Genomic DNA, 18686 nt, shown 5'->3' with positions numbered 1-18686 from the left:
CCATATACTTCAAAGCTCGCTTTTATGCATGAACTTTCCCTGTGTAATAAAAGCCATGGCATTCTTCAAGATCTACATCCAGAAATTCACCTATCATTGATTCATCTCCGGGGAAATGAACCAGCGTATTATTTGACATACGCCCTGTGACAAGTGAAGAGTCCTGTTCGTTGATCTCTTCAACAAGAACCCGATGCGTCTGACCTGTAAAGCGTGATGCACGCTCTTTGGCTGTCTCCTGAACCACCTTCAGCAGCCTGTCAAAATTGGGCTTGCTGACTGATTCCGGTACCTGTTCCCATCCCGCAGCGGGAGTACCTGTTCTCTTGGAATAAATAAATGTAAAAGCATTATCAAAAGCCGCTTTTTTAACAACATCGATAGTTTCATCTACATCGCTGTCAGTTTCACCGGGAAAACCGACAATAATATCAGTTGTAATTGAAACATCGGGTATAGCTGCCTTGATCTTATCTACAAGAGAAAGGAAGCTCTCCTTTGTATAGTGTCTGTTCATCTTTTTTAATATTTCATCGGATCCGGATTGAAGTGGCAGATGTATATGTCTTGCCACCTTCTCATTTTCAGCAATAACCTTGATAAGATCATCGGAAAGATCCTTTGGATGTGATGTCATAAAGCGAACCCTCTCTATACCATCAACCTTACAAACCTCCGAAAGTAACTCGGCAAAACTGATCTGCTCACCTTCGGGAAGACCTTTTCCGTAAGAATTTACGTTTTGTCCAAGAAGCATAATCTCCTTCACTCCATCGGAAGCGAGATATTCAATCTCCCTTATAATATCTCTGGGATTTCTTGATCTCTCTCTGCCGCGAACATAAGGAACTATGCAGTAGGTGCAAAAATTATTGCAGCCAAACATGATATTGATTCCGGATTTGAATTTGTACTTACGTACAATGGGAAGATCCTCAACTATCTGATCTGTATCCTTCCAGATATCGATTATCATTCTGTCGGACTCAAACATAGTATTGAGGAGCTCGGCAAACTTAAAAATGTTATGAGTACCGAAAATCAGATCAACATGTCTGTAGCTCTTTTGAATCTTCTCAATCGCTCCCTGCTCCTGCATCATACAGCCGCAAAGCGCAATCTTCATCCATGGCTTTTTCTTCTTAATTCCGCCGACATATCCAAGTCTTCCGAACACTCTCTGATCCGCATTATCACGAACTGTGCAGGTGTTATAGATAACAAAATCAGCATCCTCCGATTCCACTTGTTCATAACCGATTTTGGTGAGTACTCCGATAAGCTTCTCGGAATCTCTCGCGTTCATCTGACAGCCAAAGGTCACAACACAGGCCGTAGGCTTTCTTCCAAGTTCCTTTGAAAGCTCTTCGACCTTCTGCTTTACCTTTTCCATAAATTCAAACTGTCTTTTTGTTTCATCACCGGCATTTCCGGCAGCTTCTGAATGAAGTAATGTATTTTCGTTTTTCAAATCTTAAAATCTCCATAAATCCCGCAAATCTCAAGGATAATATCCACAGTTTTTCTCATTTCACTTACTACTGCAAACTCATATCGGCCATGGTAGTTATACCCACCTGTACAAAGATTAGGACAGGGCAAGCCTTTATAAGAAAGCATTGCGCCGTCGGTACCGCCTCTTATAGGCACCTCTACAGGAACAACTCCCAGAGCTTCCATAGCTGCCTTGGCATTTTCCACCAAATGCATATGAGGCTTAATCTTCTCAATCATATTATAATATGAATCTTCCATAGTAAGCTCTACAGTGCCTTCTCCATATTTATTATTGAGAAAATCCACTATACTTTTTACAAGTTCCTTCTTTTTCGTAAATTTTGCCATGTCATGATCACGTACAATGTAATAAACAACTGCTTTTTCGCAGGTTCCTTTCATCATTGTCAGATGGAAAAATCCTTCTCTTCCTTCTGTATACATGGGATTTTGTGATACCGGAAGCATTGACTGGAATTCATATGCAATTAATGTTGCGTTTAGCATACGATTCTTTGCATCACCGGGATGAACACTTCTTCCGTTTATAATTAGTTCAACCTCTGCAGCATTAAAATTCTCGTATTCCAATGTTCCAAGATCTCCGCCATCCACCGTATAGGCGAACTGAGCCCCAAACCTGTCAAGATCAAAATTATCGGTTCCTTCGCCTATTTCCTCATCGGGTGTAAATGCTATTTTTATCTCTCCGTGAGGTATCTCGGGATTTTTAAGAAGAGTCTCGACCATTGTCATAATTTCGGCAATGCCGGCCTTATCGTCAGCTCCAAGAAGTGTACTTCCATCCGTAACTATCAGATCCTCTCCTTTTTTTGATGTCAAAATAGGAAAATCCTTCGGAGAAAGAATATATTTTCCGTCATCGGAAAGCTTTATGTCGCCACCTTCATATCCTTTTACAATTCGAGCCTTTACATCTTTGCCGCTTACAGCATCAGAAGTATCCATATGAGCAATAAATCCGATAATCGGAGATTCATCCTTTTTACCGTTTGTAGCAGGAATTGTTGCATAAACATAGCAATACTTCTGATCGTAATAAACGTCAGAAGCACCTAATTCAGTAAGCTCATTATATAAAAGCTTTGCAAGATCGTGTTGCCCCGGTGTTGATGGATGTACATTTGTATGTTCATCAGACTGGGTATCAATTTTTGTATAACGGATGAATCTCTCTATCAGATCCTCCGGTTTATTTTTTATAAGTTCATAAATATTATTCAATTCAAACTCTCCTCTAATTCTCTTTCCCAGCGACCTTTATCTTTTCCTGTAAGGAATATTTCCTTTATATATTTAAAAGTCGCAGCTTCTCCCTGATTTCCAAGCATATCCAGGAAGAATTCAAGTTTATTGAGTGTATCCGGATGTACGAGCTTTTTCAGTACCGGTTTCTCTTTTTGATAGTATTTCCAAGCATCCCACGAATCATACTCAGCACCTCTGTAGGTCATGCAGGCCGCAACTCTGTCTGCAATCATCTCAGCAACATACTTATTGGGCATGGGACACGGAACTATTCCGTCGCTATCCGGACCGCCCATTTTAAAAAAATCGATCCAGTACTCAAAATGATGCTTATTCCTGCCCTTGTGATGAAGCCAGGTTCTTGAGTATCCAAACAGTTCACGCTCTCTAGTATTTGGAGAACGAGTTCCCTGATAATATCTTGCACCATTCCAGAACTCAGAGGGAGAATACTTCGATAAATCATGAGTAAGTCCCTGAAAATAAAGCCCCATTTTAAAACAGTTACGCCTAACGATATGTCTGTGTTTAGTTATGGTTTTAAAGTGCATTAGTGCACCGCGAAATGTAATTCTATCGTTATTTTCCATTTTTATTTTGTTTTACCGGCCTTTTTACTGTCTTTTTAATCGGTTTTCCAACACCAATAAGAATTTTTACTGATCTTTCGGCGCATGCAATCTTAGTTTGATCCTTAACGGAATGCATCTTCAAATTGTCTGAAGCCGTATCAGTGTCACCAAGAACATGCCAGGTCATGCCGTCCGGAAGCTTTGGAAGAGCAAATGTTACCGGGTTCCAATGCATATTGTAAGCAACATAAAAGAAATCCTGCTCTTTATCAGCTTTTTCATAAAGTCCGCAATAAAGCATTCCTATGCTGTGGCTGTAGTTTGAAAGGTCCGGTCTCCAGGCTTCTATCCCATGATATGAAAGATCAGGATATCCGCAGGCTTTATAATCCATAAGCTTAAATGCTTTGGATTCATGCAATATCTTATATTTGAATCTAAGTTTTACAAGAGCTTTCAGATATTCTGTAATCCCCGGGTTGAAACCCTTTTCTGCCTGACTCCAGTCAACCCAGCCTGTAGCATTATCCTGGCAATAAGGATTATTATTACCATCCTGGGAGTTTCCGAATTCATCACCACCGAAAATCATCGGGGTACCTTGTGAAAACATGAGCATTGTAAGAGCGTTCCGTATCTGCTTTGCTCTTAGCTCCAATATTGCCGTTTTTCTGGTTTTGCCTTCTATACCGCAGTTCCAGCTAAGGTTATTGTCGGTACCGTCACCGTTGTTTTCTCCGTTTGTCTCATTTCTTTTATGTTCATAAGACACAAGATCTGCAAGACGAAGGCCTTCATAGTCACAAATATAATTGATGCAGCCGGATTCTGCGTTATTATTAAGCATTGCTTTTATGAAGTCGCCCAGTGAATTATCATCACCCTTTAGAAATCTTCGGGATGCATACATGAAATCCGGTTTAAACTCACCAAGTGTACGAACAGCCGGAGCTTTACCGCCATATATTCTGCCGTAATCAAAACCGTAGTACCATATTTTTATATCAGATAAAGCGGGATCTGCACATACCATTCCGGGAGCCGTATAACTTCCCTTCAGATGAACACCGTCGATATGATAATTAAATACCCAGTGTCTTATCGCTCCGCATACAAGATCTTCCGATGCATTGTCATTAAAATAAAACTGCATAATTACTTCTATGCCGTTTTTATGCATCATCCTGACCATATCCTTGAATTCAAGATCTGCATTCTGTGAATCCATGGCATAGGCAGTTCTCGGAGCAAAATAATAGCCTTCTTTGTATCCCCAGAAATTAATCTTCTGACGAACAGAATTGCCTTTTTGTATTAAACCGTTATCTGAAACAACAATCTTTCCGCTGGTTCTGTTATCGTTAAGAAATGATCCTTCCGGCATATTGCCGCTGTTTGAGCCGTTACCGAGCTTTGGAATATCAAGAACATTCATCTCGTAAGTAGGCATAAGTTCAACTGCCGTTACCCCAAGACTCTTAATATACGGAATCTTATCAATAAGCCCCTTGTATGTTCCGCGCTTCTTAAGCTCAAGACCACTTGAAGGCGCTTTGGTATAACCTCTTACATGGAGCGTATAAACAAAGGAATCTTCGTATTTTGTAAGTGGCGGTTTATCCTGGCCCCAATCATACTCAGTCTCATCCAACCTGCAGCGAAGATTTTCAGACTCTACATTTTTCCCCCATCTATCGAGTCCGTCAATATAAAAAGCATACGGATCAACAAATAGCTCTCCGTTCTCATAGAGCATATATCCTGTAAACTCATCCGTTTCGCCTACTATTTCAGAGCAAAAGACCTTACCGTATCTGCTGTTTTCTGAAAAAAGAATTCTGGTACCCTTTTTATCACTATTTCTGAAAAGGACAATACCGCAATCCTTTTTCCCCTTATATGCTGCGCAAACACGTATTCCTTTTGAAGTTCTGCTTACTCCCATTGGATAAGGCCGGGAGGCTGCCTGTTTCAGATTGTCTTTCATCATTCTTCCTTTTCAACTATACGACTCTATATTGTACCACAATTTGTGCCTGTTATGTAGGAAAGTAAATTGTATTACGTCTCAATATCAAAAAAGAGACAGTATGGATAAACCATACTGCCTCGTATTTTAAAACAATCTCGTATTATGATCTTCTCAGTCCTCAGGATCAGCCTCTATAAGCTCATCAAACTCTACATCATCGAGGTACTCGTCAAATGCGTCAGCCACAGCTTCGTACTCATCGTCATCCTCAATATAACCAAGCTCAGGCTCAGCATCCTTCGATGCTTGTTTAAATTCATAAAACCATACATTACCGTCATTATTCTGTCCGTGTTCATCAAGCGGAAGAAGAACTATATAATCCTTTTTATTTACGGTAAGTACGATCAGAACCGCGCAGGTAACTGTTTTGCCCTCATCAAGTTCAAGGTCAACCGTAATCTGCTCATCATTCTGAATTTTAGTGTTCATTTCTGTAGCGATCTCTGAAAAGATCATGTGCACCTCCGTTTAGACCGTAAAGTCAATCTTGTTGCCAAAGCCCTTGATGGGTGTAGCTTCAATCTGGCTCCAGTCTACATTTTTAATTTTCTCAAGAAGCTCGTCTACAGAGTCAGCATATATTGTAGTAACCTTCTCATAAGGAGCTTCCTTCTTTCCGTAAGGTTTGGTCCCTTGTCCCTCACGAAGCTTGTCCATCGCTTCATCTCGTTCCTTACGTTTTGCTTCCTTTGCTTCCTCAGCCTTTGCTGCTTCCTTGTCTGCGGCAACCTGCTTCTGATACTTCTCATTCTGCTCTCTGATCTTCGCAAAGAACTTTACTGTACCTTCAGCATCGATCTTCATACCAATGGAATCAATTTCCTGGCCGGACTCCTTAAGCTGCTCCTTCATCTCATCGAGCTTACCTGTCGACTCATCTATGATGCCCATATATTTATTCTTGACATCCTCATCTGCCGCCATCTGCTCTAAGATTTCAGGCTCAATCAGTACGCTGTACTCTTTTGTTCCGCGAGACATAATACTCTCGGCTTCCTCATCTGAAGAATAGTTTGACACAAAAAAGTCCATATTGCCATACTTTTCTTTGAGTTCGTCCAAAAGTTTTTTGGCGCCTTCGGATAATTCAACCCCTTCCTGGATATGTGTCTCCGAAGCAGCCTTATTTTTTTGCACGCCAATTTGAGAATCCGGTTTTTTTGCATTTTCCATCTTCTCTGTCCCATGTTTTTTAGGCTGATAAGCACTTAGCTGGTTCACAATATTGGAACCAAGGCCATTAACCATACTCATATGAAACCCTCCTTTGCTCTTTGAATCCGTGACTTCCGTGTCACCTAGATGGATATACTACTCCAATATTTTTATCGGAAGATTTACTTAATAACTTAACAGCTAAATAAAAATTTTTTTTAATTTAATCTGAAATAATTGTCTATCTTTGCATGCAGGGAAACTTTATCAATTGTCTTTAGAATATAATCCGCAGGTTTTAATGCCAGCACACGGACAATACTGGCCTTATCTCCCTTTGCAGTAAGGAACATTACCGGAATATCCTTAATGCTCATATCGCTTTTAAACATCTCCAGAACCTTAGGTCCGGGTGTAACAGGCATCTCATAATCGAGCAGAATAAGATCGGCTTTGTTCTTTGCAAGCCATGTTATTGCCTGAATTCCGGAGTTCGCCATTGAAACACGGTAGGAGTCCTTAAGCCAGTCTCTTATGGTTCTCATATAAGTTACATCATCATCAACAATCAATATGCTCTTCTTATGAGATTCCATCATCTCATCCATAAAGAACTTATTCATGGTCTCTATGAATTCATCCATCTGAAGCGGTCTTTCGAAAAAGTTCTGAACATGAGACTCCGGCAGATACTGCAAAGCTTCTTCATATTCCAATGGATTGCTGATGAAAATCACCTGCCTATGCGTTTCAAGGCATAAATCCTTCAAATAAATAAGGGATTTAGGCACAATCTCATCAAGATAATATATAAAAATATTAGCTGATTCCTCATTTTTTTTAAGATCCTCAACCTTATCAGAAGAAAAAGTAGCTTCAATACCTACATCTTTAAGCTTCATGATAAGCCCTTTTACCATAAATGTTTCATTTGAACTTATGATAGTCACGTTCTTTGCCATAGCATTCTCCGAATCTCAAAAACTTATTTTTCGTTTAAAAGCTTCTTCATATCTTCCCAGTTAAGACCGGTTAGAAATTTTTCCATCTCAGCAAATATCTTCTCATCTTTATCCGGTAATTTAAAATCTTTCATAGATTTTATAACCATATCAGCAAGATCAAAATCCATTGCATCAATAAATTCCGAGAGAGCTGCATAAGCATCATTTAAAGCAGACTCGTCAACCGGAGGCTTTTCTTCATCAGTGTCTGTTGACAGAAATGCCAATTTATCTTTAAACGATCTGTAGTCAGAAAGAAGTTTTTCAGTATCATTTTTAATCTTTTCAATGTTATTGTTATTTCCCGCTTCTTCAAGATCCTTCGCATCCGACCACAGCGCAAGTGCACCGACTATATTTGCTGAACTTTTTAGAGCATGAACCTTTATAGTGTAGTTTTTATAATCTTCATTTTTGTAATAGTTCTCAATTTCTTCGGATTTGACATCAATAGAATTATAAAAAATCCCAACTGCGGTAAAATATCCCTCCTCTGAACCACAAAGTGATATTCCCTTTTTATAATCTATTTCAGGAATCTGTGATATTGCCTTTATAAAGTCGCTTGTACCTGAATTATCTTCCTTCTTGGGGGCAGCTTCCGGCTTTTCATCTTTCTTGGAGTTCGCCGGAAGTTTCAAATCATTTCTTATTGCATCAGGCAAATACATTATTAGCACTGCCATAAGCTGTTTAAAATCAACAGGCTTATCAAGATAATTTGAAAATCCTGCTTCCAGGCACATTTTTCCTTCTTCTGGATCATCCGGTGATACCAGAGCTACTGTCGGTGTCGATTCATTTCTGTTGTCAATACCGCCATGAATCTGAGAAAGCGTCTGTATTCCGTTCATCGTAGGCATAAGGTAATCCATCAGAATGAGGGCATACTCATTGTTTCGAACAGCTTTTAGGCATTCTCGCCCGCCATCGGCTTCTTCCGAATCAACGCCCAGATATTCAAGGAGTTTTCGTATAAAAAATCTATCAAGTTCAGAATCATCAACTATTAAAACTTTCGCGTCCACCAGAACCTCCAAACTCTACTTTTGTATGTTTGCACGCTCCATCATAATACCGATCGCCTCATAGAGCTCTTTATCATCAAAATAATCTTCTCGCAGTTCTTCAATATTTGTTATCTTTGACTCGCCTATTTCTCCGGTCTTCGAGTATTTTTGAGGTTTCTTCTTTTTCTTTAAATCGTTGTCATTCTTATAAACCTTGTCTTCCGGCAGGTAATTTATCAGCATTTTTTCAAGAGCATCTCCGATAATCGGTTTTGAAAGATAATCCTGGAATCCTGATTTCCTATAAACATCCCTGGCTCCGGAAAAAGCATTTGCAGTAAGTGCTATGCTGGGAGTGTCTCTGTTGATATTCTTCTCATCACTCTTTAGCCTCCACAGCATCTCCATTCCGTCCATTTCGGGCATTCTATGATCAATTAGCATAAGATCATATTTCTTTTTTGCTGTCATCAAAAGTGCTTCCTTACCGCTTGAAGCAGTTTCTATATTGATCATCGTGTCTTTCAGAAGGTTTCTCGTAACCACGAGATTGATCTCATTATCATCTACAACAAGAATATCCGCATCGGGAGCAGTAAATAATTCTCTGTAATTACTGTCATCCTCAATGATCTTATCGTATGCTACCTTGAAATCTCCTATTGGCTCAAAGCTTCTTATTTGCTGTTCTACTACAAAGGAAAAGGTTGACCCTTTTCCATATTCACTTTTTACATATAGTTCCGAATTCATAAGTTTAAGGAATTTCTGAACTATACTCATTCCAAGACCTGATCCTTCAATATTTCTGTTTCTTGTTTCTTCAAGTCTTTCAAAAGGGTCATAAAGCCTATGCATGTCCTCTTCCCTAATACCAATACCGGTATCGGAAACAGATATTTTCAGTCCTATTGAACTGTCTTTATCCAAATGCCCGCCATCAATATAGTCGACAGCGAATTCAATTGACCCATGCTCGGTGTACTTTACTGCATTGGTCAGTATATTCAAAATAACCTGTTTAAGTCTGACATTATCTCCATACAAAAGATGCGGAATCTGACTGTTTACAATAGTGTTAAATTCCAGCCCTTTATTCTTTGCTCTTTCTTCAACCATATTTACAAGTTCCGAAATCATGTCAGCCAGATCATATTCCACATTATAAAGTTCCATTTTACCGGCTTCGATTTTGGAAAAATCAAGAACATCATTTATAAGTGTAAGCAGTGTATTACTGGCTGATTTAATATTATGAGCATACTTTTTCAGCTGATTATCATCATATTCTCGTAAAATTAGCTCATCCATACCGATTATGGCATTTATGGGTGTTCTGATTTCATGAGACATCTGCGATAAAAACTGAGTTTTCGCTCCATTGGCAGCAATCGCATTAGCTTCAGCTTCCGCTGCCTTGAATCTGAGTTCCTCGAGCCTTGCATTATTCAAAGCTTCTTTCATACGCAGATTTACCAATATAAACGTACATATAGCCGTAACAAACATAGAAGCTATTATCGCAAATATATCTCTGGAAAAATACAATCTGCTCTTCCAGAAATAGCAAAAAACAGCAAAGCCAATGCACAAACTCAGATCAAAAGCAAAGTAAACTCTTAGCTTGTCTATATATATAGTTGAAAACATTATCAAAAAAAAGGGGAAAAGTCCTGCCGGCTGCTCCTTATAGGGAAGAATGTCAATTACTATAAGCATCACATATAAAAGCCCATAAAAAAATATCGATTCAAGCCTGCACAACCTTAGACTTAATGCCCTGTTTTTTAGTTGCTGGTTTGATACAAAAAACAAAAAGAGAATAATGAATAAAATATAATAGGTTACATGTAGTCTGAAACCCTGCAGAAGCGCTTTTGCTACTATAAGCATGATTAAATAGATGCCTACAAGTGCGATAGACATCTTTCTTTGCACCGTCATGTTTATTTTCACTATATTTTTTTCGCAGATTTCAAAATATTTTTCTTCATCATTTCTAAAATCCGCTATGGTCTCACTGAGCATTTGAAAGACATCTCCGTATTATGCGCAGGTTACATACTACCACCAATAACTACTTTTTTTCATCATAACATTAGCGTTATTCAATAACAATAATATGAGTTATTAAAAAAGTATAAGAAAAAAATGCCCTTGGAATTTATAATTTCCAAGGGCATTTCATAAATATTAATTCATTTTTTTATTTATTTATCAGATTCATTATTGTCTGTATTTTCAGAAGTTTTATCTGTTTTGTCGGTAGTATTATTATCTGCCTGCTCGGGCTTTGGTCCGTAGGTATATGCTCCCATACCCGGTAGCGCAGTCCTCTCTGCCGGCGTCATCTTTGAAAGTCTTTCTTTTCTCTTCTTTTCAGACTTTCTGATAAGAATGATAATTATCACTATTATAATAGCCAAAATTATTATAGTGATCAGATGCGTAATAATAAGCAGGGCCAGTTCCTTAAAGAAATCAGCAACATCGTAGCAGTTTTCGATAAATCCGTCCCTTGCTCTCTCAAAGAAAGTAGGATTTTTAACGGGTTCAGGAGTATAGTCAATAACCTCTCTGACTGTCACCCTTAGAGTACTGTAGCTAATCTGATTATCATAGGTTCTGAGCTGTGATTCCATAGACTCAAGCTGATAACGAACATCCGTAAGCTTATCCTGGATAGACATTATATCTTCTATTGTATCAGCTCTCTCCATTAATGTTAAAAGCTGTTCCTCTTCAGCTCTGAGCGCATTTCTGTGGCTTTCAAGATCTGCATAGGTCAGCGTAACATCCGTTACGTTCATATCCTGAGAGACTATATTACTCTCCTTTGCAACCTCATTAACAAATCCGGAGAGCTTTTCTTCAGGAATGCGAAGCGTCATATTGGCTGTTCTTTCGTCCGAATAATTGCTCTTTGAAGTGCTGAAGCTTTCAACATAACCACCAACCTCATCGGTTCTGTTCTTCAGAAAATCGATGGTTTTATCAAATTCCTTGGTCTCTGTTGTCATACTCATATTTGTTATGAGTTTTCTGTTGCTCTTCTTTGAAGCCTTCTCCTCCGTAACGGTTTCGGCATTGCTACTTCCCGATTCTTCCATAGCTTCCGCGACTTCCATATCGTAATCAGCCTCATAAAGAGCTCCGTCTGCAGCTTCTTCCATAGCATAATTGCCTGCAGATTCTGCGGATTTTGAAGCATAATTTGATGAAGAACCGCAACCGGTAACAGCAAAGGTCAAAATGACAGCACCTGTAAGAAATCTGATTTTATAAAAGGATTTTCTTTTCATGATAAATGTCCCCCTCTTAATCTAAATTTCACTTTATTTTATCAAAATATCGTCAATATTGCCATCCCTGAATAAATCTCTTATAGGCCTTAAAAACCCGGACATTCTCATGGGATTTTCTTTTGAACCTTTTACATAGCTAAGATGCAACTCTTCTTTTGCCCTAGTCATTGCAACATAAAGCATTCTTCGTTCCTCTTCTATTTCACTGCTTGTAATACTTTTTCGTGATGGAACAATTCCCTCATTTAGGTCAGGAAGATATACTCTTTTAAATTCAAGCCCCTTTGAAGCATGCATAGTCATAACCCTTACGCCTTTTTTATCACAAACCTTAACATTCCTCATAACTTCCAAAGTTTTGTCAAGTTCTTCAATGTATTCTTTTAAATCCTGATAATCTCTGAAATTTTCACATAGCTTTTCAAACTCATCAAGATCAGACATATGTCCCTCCAATACCTTTGCACTTGCGCAGAATTTATCCTTGAGATATTTATCATATCCCATAAATCCTCTTATGAAATGGACAGCGCCTTTAGGACTAAGCTTAGACATAAGCTTAAGATCTCTAAAAAGCTTTTGAACCGTAGTTGTCATATTGATTTTTGACTGCCTTGCATAAAATAGAAGCAAGTCCTTTTCCTCTATCTTTTCTTTTCCTTCGAGAGCCGCTCTTGAAATATATCTGACAGGCTTATTCATTATTCTTAAAAAATCACTTCTTTTTTGACCGTCATGGATAAATGACAGATAGGAAATCATATCCTTTACAGCTGCCTTCTCGTGAAACGCTACAACTTTTTCTTTGTAAGAGCATGGTATTCCTACTTCACCAAGCATACCTGCAAAAGCTGTCGCCTCAACATTTGTTCTGACAATGATAGAAAAATCTGACAGCGTTACATCCTCTTTGGATGCTATTTTTGCATTAGCTTCAAAGGACTTTATTTCTTTAATAATACTTTTATATTGCTCTTTTTTATCGGAAAAACTTTTTCCTGTTATTATCCCTAAATCTCCTTTTTTGCCTGCCTTAATATCCTTTTTGAATCTTATCTTATTTTCATCTATGATGCTTTTCGATGCTTCAAGTATTTTCGGCGCACACCTGTAATTTGTGTCAAGAATGATCTCCTCGGCATCCTCAAAATGATCCTTAAAGCCCAGCATGAGTTCGGGATCAGATCCTCTGAATCCATAAATCGACTGGTCATCATCACCAACAACAAAAAGATTCCTATCTTTACCGAGTAAAAGCTTTATAACTTCAAACTGCATCATATTTATATCCTGATATTCATCTATCTGGATATATTCAAGCCTATCCTGCCACTTTTTCCTTACATCATCTCTTTGAAGTAAATAATCCCGGCACAAAAGCACCATATCATCAAAATCTATCAGACCTTGTTCTTTCAAAATAGCAGTATATTCCTCATAAATTTCAGGAAAGTCCTCATAAAAAGGGACAGCTTTATCCCGTTCTTCCGGGCAAAGTCCAGAATTTTTAAGTCTTGATATTTCTGAAAGCATAAGTCTTATCATCTCACTATCATAATCGCGCCCATGCAAAATATGACTAAGCACTTTATACTTGTCTGTTTCTTTGATAATAGTGAGTTTATCGCTATTTAGTATATGGTAAAAAATGGAATGGAATGTTCCGAAGAGAACCTCCGGATACACGGAATTTGTTTCTTTAATAAATCTTTGCTGCATCTCTATTGCAGCAGCTTTGGTAAATGTAATCGTAAGTATCGATCCGGGGTTAACTCCCTTCCGGATAAGACTTATTATTCTTTGAATTATTACAAAGGTTTTACCGCTCCCGGGACCTGCTATTACACAAGCAGGTCCCTTATCATGCATAATTGCACGCTTTTGAGCGGGATTACAATTTAAATTCATATCAGGCTTCAAGTTTTGCAATTGAATCCTTTAATCTCTTAAGAGTCTCATCTTTTCCGATGACCTCCATAGCTTCCGTAGCGCCGCAGGGAGTCATGGCTTTTCCGGAAACAGCTATACGAATCGGCCAAAGTACATAGCCGTTCTTATATTCCTTCTCCTTGATATACTCCTGAAGTCTCGCATAGAGGGCATCATTGCTGTAATCCTCCTGAGCTTCAAGTATGGGAAGAAGATCTTTTAAAACAGAAAGCGAAGAAGCTTCATCAGTCTTCATCTTCTTATGCTTATAAATTGAAACGTCATAATCAGGCATTTCCTCGAAGAAATCGATCATCTCGGTAATATCGGGCCATATCTCGATTCTGGTCTTTATCATAGCCGCAATCTTATGAAGGTCGAGATCCTTCTTTATGACCTCTTTCATATAAGGCTCTGCAAGCTCATAGAACTTGTCATCATCCATGGCTTTCAGATACTCACCGTTCATCCACTTAAGCTTTGTATAATCGAAAACCGCAGGTGATTTGTTTATTCGTCTGTAATCAAACTTTTCAACAAGCTCCTTGAGACTCATGATCTCGGTATTATCATCCGGTGACCAACCAAGAAGTGCTACAAAGTTAACAACAGTCTCGGCAAGGAAGCCCTGTTCAACAAGATCCTCGAAAGAAGAATGTCCGCTTCTCTTACTGAGCTTATGATGCTCCTCATCAGTAATAAGAGGACAATGAATATACTTCGGAACTTCCCAGCCAAAGGCATCATAGAGTCTGTTGTATTTGGGAGATGAAGAGATATATTCATTTCCTCTGACAACATGAGTTATACCCATAAGGTGGTCATCTACAACATTCGCAAAGTTATAGGTCGGATATCCGTCAGATTTGATAAGAACCATATCATCAAGTTCCTTGTTCTCAACGGAAACATCACCATAAAGCTCATCGTGGAAAGTTGTTGTACCTTCTGTGGGATTGTTCTGTCTTATAACGAACGGCTTACCCTCAGCGAGGTTCTTCTCAACTTCTTCTTTTGAAAGGTGAAGACAGTGCTTATCGTATACACTTATTTCCTTTTTGCCGCCATTACCGTCATCTATTTCCTGTACAAGAGTTGCAAGTCTTGCCTCATCGCAGAAGCAATAGTATGCTTCACCCTTATCAACAAGCTGCTTTGCATACTCCATATAAATTCCGGCTTTCTGTCTCTCACTCTGAACATAAGGACCTACACCTCCATCCTTATCAGGGCCTTCATCATGAATAAGTCCTGTCTTCTCCAGAGTTCTGTAGATAATCTCTGTTGCGCCTTCAACATAGCGCTCCTGATCAGTATCCTCAATTCTGAGTATGAAATCACCGCCATCATGCTTTGCAATAAGATAAGCATATAATGCGGTTCTCAAATTTCCTACATGCATTCTTCCTGTAGGACTCGGTGCATAACGCGTTCTTATTTTCTGTGCCATAGTACTCCTCAAATCCTGCTGTTATATCAGCTTTTTTACATTACCTCCGGATATTCCTTTTTCTCAAATTCAACAATAATACCGGAAGCAACATTGCGACAAAGAGCTATCTGCTTCTTTTCAACCTGAATGATTACTCCGCCGCGTTCTTTTTTATTAATTACTTTAATGTGAGACCCACCAGTGACGCCAATGGATTTAAGTCTCTTAGAATAGATAGACTGTTCGACATTTAACTCTTTTACAAGGTAAATGCCGTTCTTCTCCCCATCAGTAAGTGTCATAAATTACCTCAAAAACCTTTTCTACATATAGTATTTCGTGCCAAATGCCGTGACGCATTTAGTTTTACACTATCAGGCACAAAAAGATTTTAAAATTATATAACACCTTTTTCCAAATGAAAAGAGCACCACTTTAATGTGTTAAAGTCATTCAACAATCTCCCTGTAGCACTCAGGCCTTCTGTCGCGGAATAATCCCCATGACAAACGATTTTGCCTGATCTCATTGAAATCATATACCGCCATGATGATTTCTTCCGAAGAATCACCTGCCTGCCTTAAAATATCGCCGGTTTCATCAGTCATAAAACTGTGTCCATAGAACTTAAGAGATGAAAGCTGTCCTCCGTTTTCTTCTGAAGGAACAACATTCTCCGTACCGATACGATTAGCAGCTACAACAGGGATTATATTGGCAGCTGCATGCCCTTGCATGGTTCTCTGCCAGTGTCCTGAACTGTCTACATTAAGAATAGGCTCGGATCCGATAGCAGTCGGATACAGAATTATATCTGCCCCCTGCAAAGCAAGACATCTTGCAGTTTCAGGGAACCACTGATCCCAACAAATTCCTACACCTACTCGTCCATACGCCGTTTCAAATACGGAAAATCCGGTATCACCTGGTGTAAAATAGAACTTTTCCTGATAGAAATGATCATCCGGAATATGCGTTTTTCTGTACACACCGAGAATATCGCCATCGGAATCGATCATAGCTACGGAATTGTACATCACATTGCCTTCACGCTCATAAAAACTTATTGGCATTACTATCGAAAGCTCTCTGCATATCTGCCTGAAATGAGCAACAGCCCGGTTTTGATCTACGGGAGTAGCAAAATCATAATAATCATATCTTCTTTCCTGGCAAAAGTACTGTCTTTCAAAGAGCTCTGAAAGAAGAATTATCTGCGCTCCCTGCGAGGCTGCTTTTCTGACAAGTTTTTCTGCCTTCTTTATATTCAGTCTAACCAGTTCTTCATCTGATATTTCTGTATTGTTATAGCTTTCTCTGCCACATGCAAACTGTATTGCGGCAACTGTAGTAGAGGTGCTGTTTTTATAGGTCATCTTCTGACTCCTTATTCAAAATTTATTACCTTTCTTTTCATATTGGTTATGCTTGCCGGAATCTGCTGAGTAATACAGTGAATATTACCACCGCCAAGCAGAATATCTCTTGCCGGTATTGAAACCACATTTCGATTTCTGCAGATTTTACGCATTATTTCTACTGCTCTCATATCGCTTTGTTTATTTTCGCCTCCAAAGCTAGGAATAAGCACTTCTGTATTTGTAAAATAGAAATTCACGTAACTTGCAGCCATTCTTTCACCTACTTCCCTTTCGGCTTCACCTTCTTCGAATTCGAAATTGTAAATGTCATGTCTGCTTAAAGTAATCGGAACATCGGGTATCGGAAGCTTGTGAATCTTAAGTTTTCTTCCCCGTGCATCAGTCTCAGTCTGAAGATACTCATAATCAGACAATGAATTTGAATATTGAGGATCAAGAAAATCATCAGTCCACGCAAGCACAACTTCACCGGGCGCTGTAAACGCGCAGACATTATCTACATGTTCGTTAGTTTCGTCATTATATATACCGGAAGGCAGCCATAAAACTTTTTCAGCTCCGAGATAATTCCTTAGCATTTTTTCTATCTCATATTGAGACATATCGGGATTTCTGCCCTTGCTCAAAAGGCAGTTCGAGGTAACCATAACTGTTCCCTCTCCATCAGAATGAATCGCACCTCCTTCAAGGACAAAAGGATGAGCATCATAAACATCTTTTCCCAGATAATTACAAAACTCTGAAGCAACATTATCATCCTTATCCCAGTGTGCATAAAGGCCATCAACATTACCGCCCCAGGCATTAAAGGCCCAGTCAATACCTCTGATTTCTCCCTCTTCGTTTCTTACAAAGGTAGGTCCGACATCCCTTGCCCAGGCATCATCGGAATCCATTTCAATCAGGATTATCGTTCCGATATCTCTTTCGCCTACGGAAACAGGATGCATATTATCACTTGTAATATTGAAGATTCTTTTTATATTTGTCGTATTCTTTTTAATAAAATAATGAGCTTCGTTATAGTTCCTGTGATCGCAAAGAACATATAGTTTTTCTGATTTGAGAATGTGTGAAAAAATTCTGCAAAATGCCTTTTTGGCTTCAGTTGAATCCTTCCCCCAGCTTCCTGGTCTTGTCGGCCATATCATCACTGTCGCATCGTGAATATCATATTCAGCCGGCATATAAAAACCGTCTTCTCTTGGAGTAGATTTAATAATTGTAGACATAATCATTCACCCTCATCATTTTTGAAAATAAGACATAAACAATTTGCTTTATTGTTTCGTAAATAGAACGGTTAAAAATGCTTTTATTAGAAAATTATATAAAAAAATAGACCGTGTGCAAAGTATATATTCTTTGACACACGATCATATTTTAATGAATTATTTTGTACCGAAAATTCTGTCTCCGGCATCGCCAAGGCCGGGTACAATATATTTGTTATCATTAAGCTGGTCATCAATATGTGCACAGATGATCGGAACGTCCGGATGCTCTGCTGTAACCTTCTCAAGTCCTTCGGGAGCAGCGATCAGACATATAAATCTCATCTTCTTAACACCTTTTTCCTTGAAAAGCTCAATGGCATCACATGCGGAGCCACCTGTTGCAAGCATGGGATCAAGAATAATAACTTCTCTGTCTCCGATATCCTCCGGAGCTTTAAAGAAATAGTTTACAGGCTCAAAGGTTGTCTCATCTCTATACATACCGACATGAGCAATTTTCGCATTGGGGATAACCTTAAGGACACCGTCAAGCATTCCCATTCCGGCTCTCATAATAGGGGCAAATGCATAATTATCTTCGTTTAGTCTGCCCATTTTTATAGTCTTTATAGGTGTTTCAACTACAGTCTCCTCAAGCGGAACGTCGCGCATAGCCTCATAAATAAGGTAAGCTCCTATCTCACTTACAAGCTCTCTGAAAAGCTTTGTTCCTGTATGCTTATCTCTTAAAATTGAAAGTTTATGCTCGATGAGCGGATGTTCCAACGCTGTAACATTTTTCATATCATTCTACCTCCGAAAAATTAACTGTAAGAATAATAACACAATATCATTTATAATAATACCCCAAGACTTAGG

Annotated in this window: 16 protein-coding genes; all 16 read right to left on the bottom strand. The window is 38.8% G+C overall.

Annotated features, from left to right (window positions below):
• Positions 1-22: 22 nt before the first annotated feature.
• A complete protein-coding gene (gene miaB / locus G630_RS0101240; RefSeq protein ID WP_022760006.1) occupies positions 23-1471 on the bottom strand; it encodes a tRNA (N6-isopentenyl adenosine(37)-C2)-methylthiotransferase MiaB in 1449 nt (482 codons plus the stop codon).
• On the bottom strand, positions 1468-2742 hold the full coding sequence (gene pepT, locus G630_RS0101235) for a peptidase T (RefSeq protein WP_022760007.1): 1275 nt from the start codon (positions 2740-2742) through the stop codon (positions 1468-1470). The genes miaB and pepT overlap by 4 nt, the downstream gene beginning before the upstream one ends.
• The gene (locus G630_RS20230; protein ID WP_022760008.1) at positions 2739-3356 is read right to left on the bottom strand and encodes a DUF5662 family protein; all 618 of its coding nucleotides are present in this window, start codon (positions 3354-3356) and stop codon (positions 2739-2741) included. Before G630_RS20230 ends, pepT begins: the two co-directional genes overlap by 4 nt.
• Entirely contained in the window at positions 3346-5283 is a 1938-nt protein-coding gene (locus G630_RS23195) for a hypothetical protein (RefSeq protein WP_196805725.1), read from the bottom strand. Before G630_RS23195 ends, G630_RS20230 begins: the two co-directional genes overlap by 11 nt.
• Before the next feature lie 198 nt (positions 5284-5481).
• A complete protein-coding gene (locus tag G630_RS0101220) occupies positions 5482-5829 on the bottom strand; it encodes a DUF1292 domain-containing protein (RefSeq protein ID WP_022760010.1) in 348 nt (115 codons plus the stop codon).
• Between the two features lie 12 nt (positions 5830-5841).
• Positions 5842-6627: a DUF6033 family protein gene (locus G630_RS0101215; protein ID WP_026497484.1), complete on the bottom strand. Its 786-nt coding sequence runs from the start codon at positions 6625-6627 to the stop codon at positions 5842-5844.
• 119 nt (positions 6628-6746) lie between these two features.
• Positions 6747-7490 carry a response regulator gene (locus G630_RS0101210; protein WP_022760012.1) on the bottom strand — a complete coding sequence of 248 codons (744 nt, stop codon included), beginning with the start codon at positions 7488-7490 and terminating at the stop codon, positions 6747-6749.
• A 23-nt stretch (positions 7491-7513) separates the two neighbouring features.
• Positions 7514-8560 carry a response regulator gene (locus G630_RS0101205; protein WP_026497483.1) on the bottom strand — a complete coding sequence of 349 codons (1047 nt, stop codon included), beginning with the start codon at positions 8558-8560 and terminating at the stop codon, positions 7514-7516.
• 15 nt (positions 8561-8575) lie between these two features.
• Complete coding sequence (locus G630_RS23190; RefSeq protein WP_049946031.1) at positions 8576-10570, bottom strand: ATP-binding protein; 1995 nt, start codon at positions 10568-10570, stop codon at positions 8576-8578.
• A 182-nt stretch (positions 10571-10752) separates the two neighbouring features.
• Positions 10753-11844, bottom strand: a complete 1092-nt coding sequence (locus G630_RS23185) for a DUF4349 domain-containing protein (protein WP_049946030.1) — start codon at positions 11842-11844, stop codon at positions 10753-10755.
• A 33-nt stretch (positions 11845-11877) separates the two neighbouring features.
• Positions 11878-13755: an ATP-dependent helicase gene (locus tag G630_RS20210; RefSeq protein ID WP_049946029.1), complete on the bottom strand. Its 1878-nt coding sequence runs from the start codon at positions 13753-13755 to the stop codon at positions 11878-11880.
• Position 13756: 1 nt separating this feature from the next.
• Entirely contained in the window at positions 13757-15226 is a 1470-nt protein-coding gene (gltX, locus tag G630_RS0101185; RefSeq protein WP_044958381.1) for a glutamate--tRNA ligase, read from the bottom strand.
• A 35-nt stretch (positions 15227-15261) separates the two neighbouring features.
• Positions 15262-15510 carry a ferrous iron transport protein A gene (locus G630_RS0101180; protein WP_022760018.1) on the bottom strand — a complete coding sequence of 83 codons (249 nt, stop codon included), beginning with the start codon at positions 15508-15510 and terminating at the stop codon, positions 15262-15264.
• Positions 15511-15657: 147 nt separating this feature from the next.
• Entirely contained in the window at positions 15658-16584 is a 927-nt protein-coding gene (gene aguB, locus G630_RS0101175) for an N-carbamoylputrescine amidase (protein ID WP_022760019.1), read from the bottom strand.
• An 11-nt stretch (positions 16585-16595) separates the two neighbouring features.
• Entirely contained in the window at positions 16596-17822 is a 1227-nt protein-coding gene (gene aguA / locus G630_RS20205) for an agmatine deiminase (RefSeq protein ID WP_044958505.1), read from the bottom strand.
• 159 nt (positions 17823-17981) lie between these two features.
• Positions 17982-18611 carry a uracil phosphoribosyltransferase gene (upp, locus tag G630_RS0101165; RefSeq protein WP_026497480.1) on the bottom strand — a complete coding sequence of 210 codons (630 nt, stop codon included), beginning with the start codon at positions 18609-18611 and terminating at the stop codon, positions 17982-17984.
• Between the last annotated feature and the right edge of the window lie 75 nt (positions 18612-18686).

This window comes from Butyrivibrio sp. WCD2001, assembly GCF_000424485.1.
Taxonomy (GTDB): domain Bacteria; phylum Bacillota; class Clostridia; order Lachnospirales; family Lachnospiraceae; genus Butyrivibrio.
Note: the sequence above shows the minus strand (reverse complement) of the source record. Positions and strands in the feature narration are given on the sequence as shown.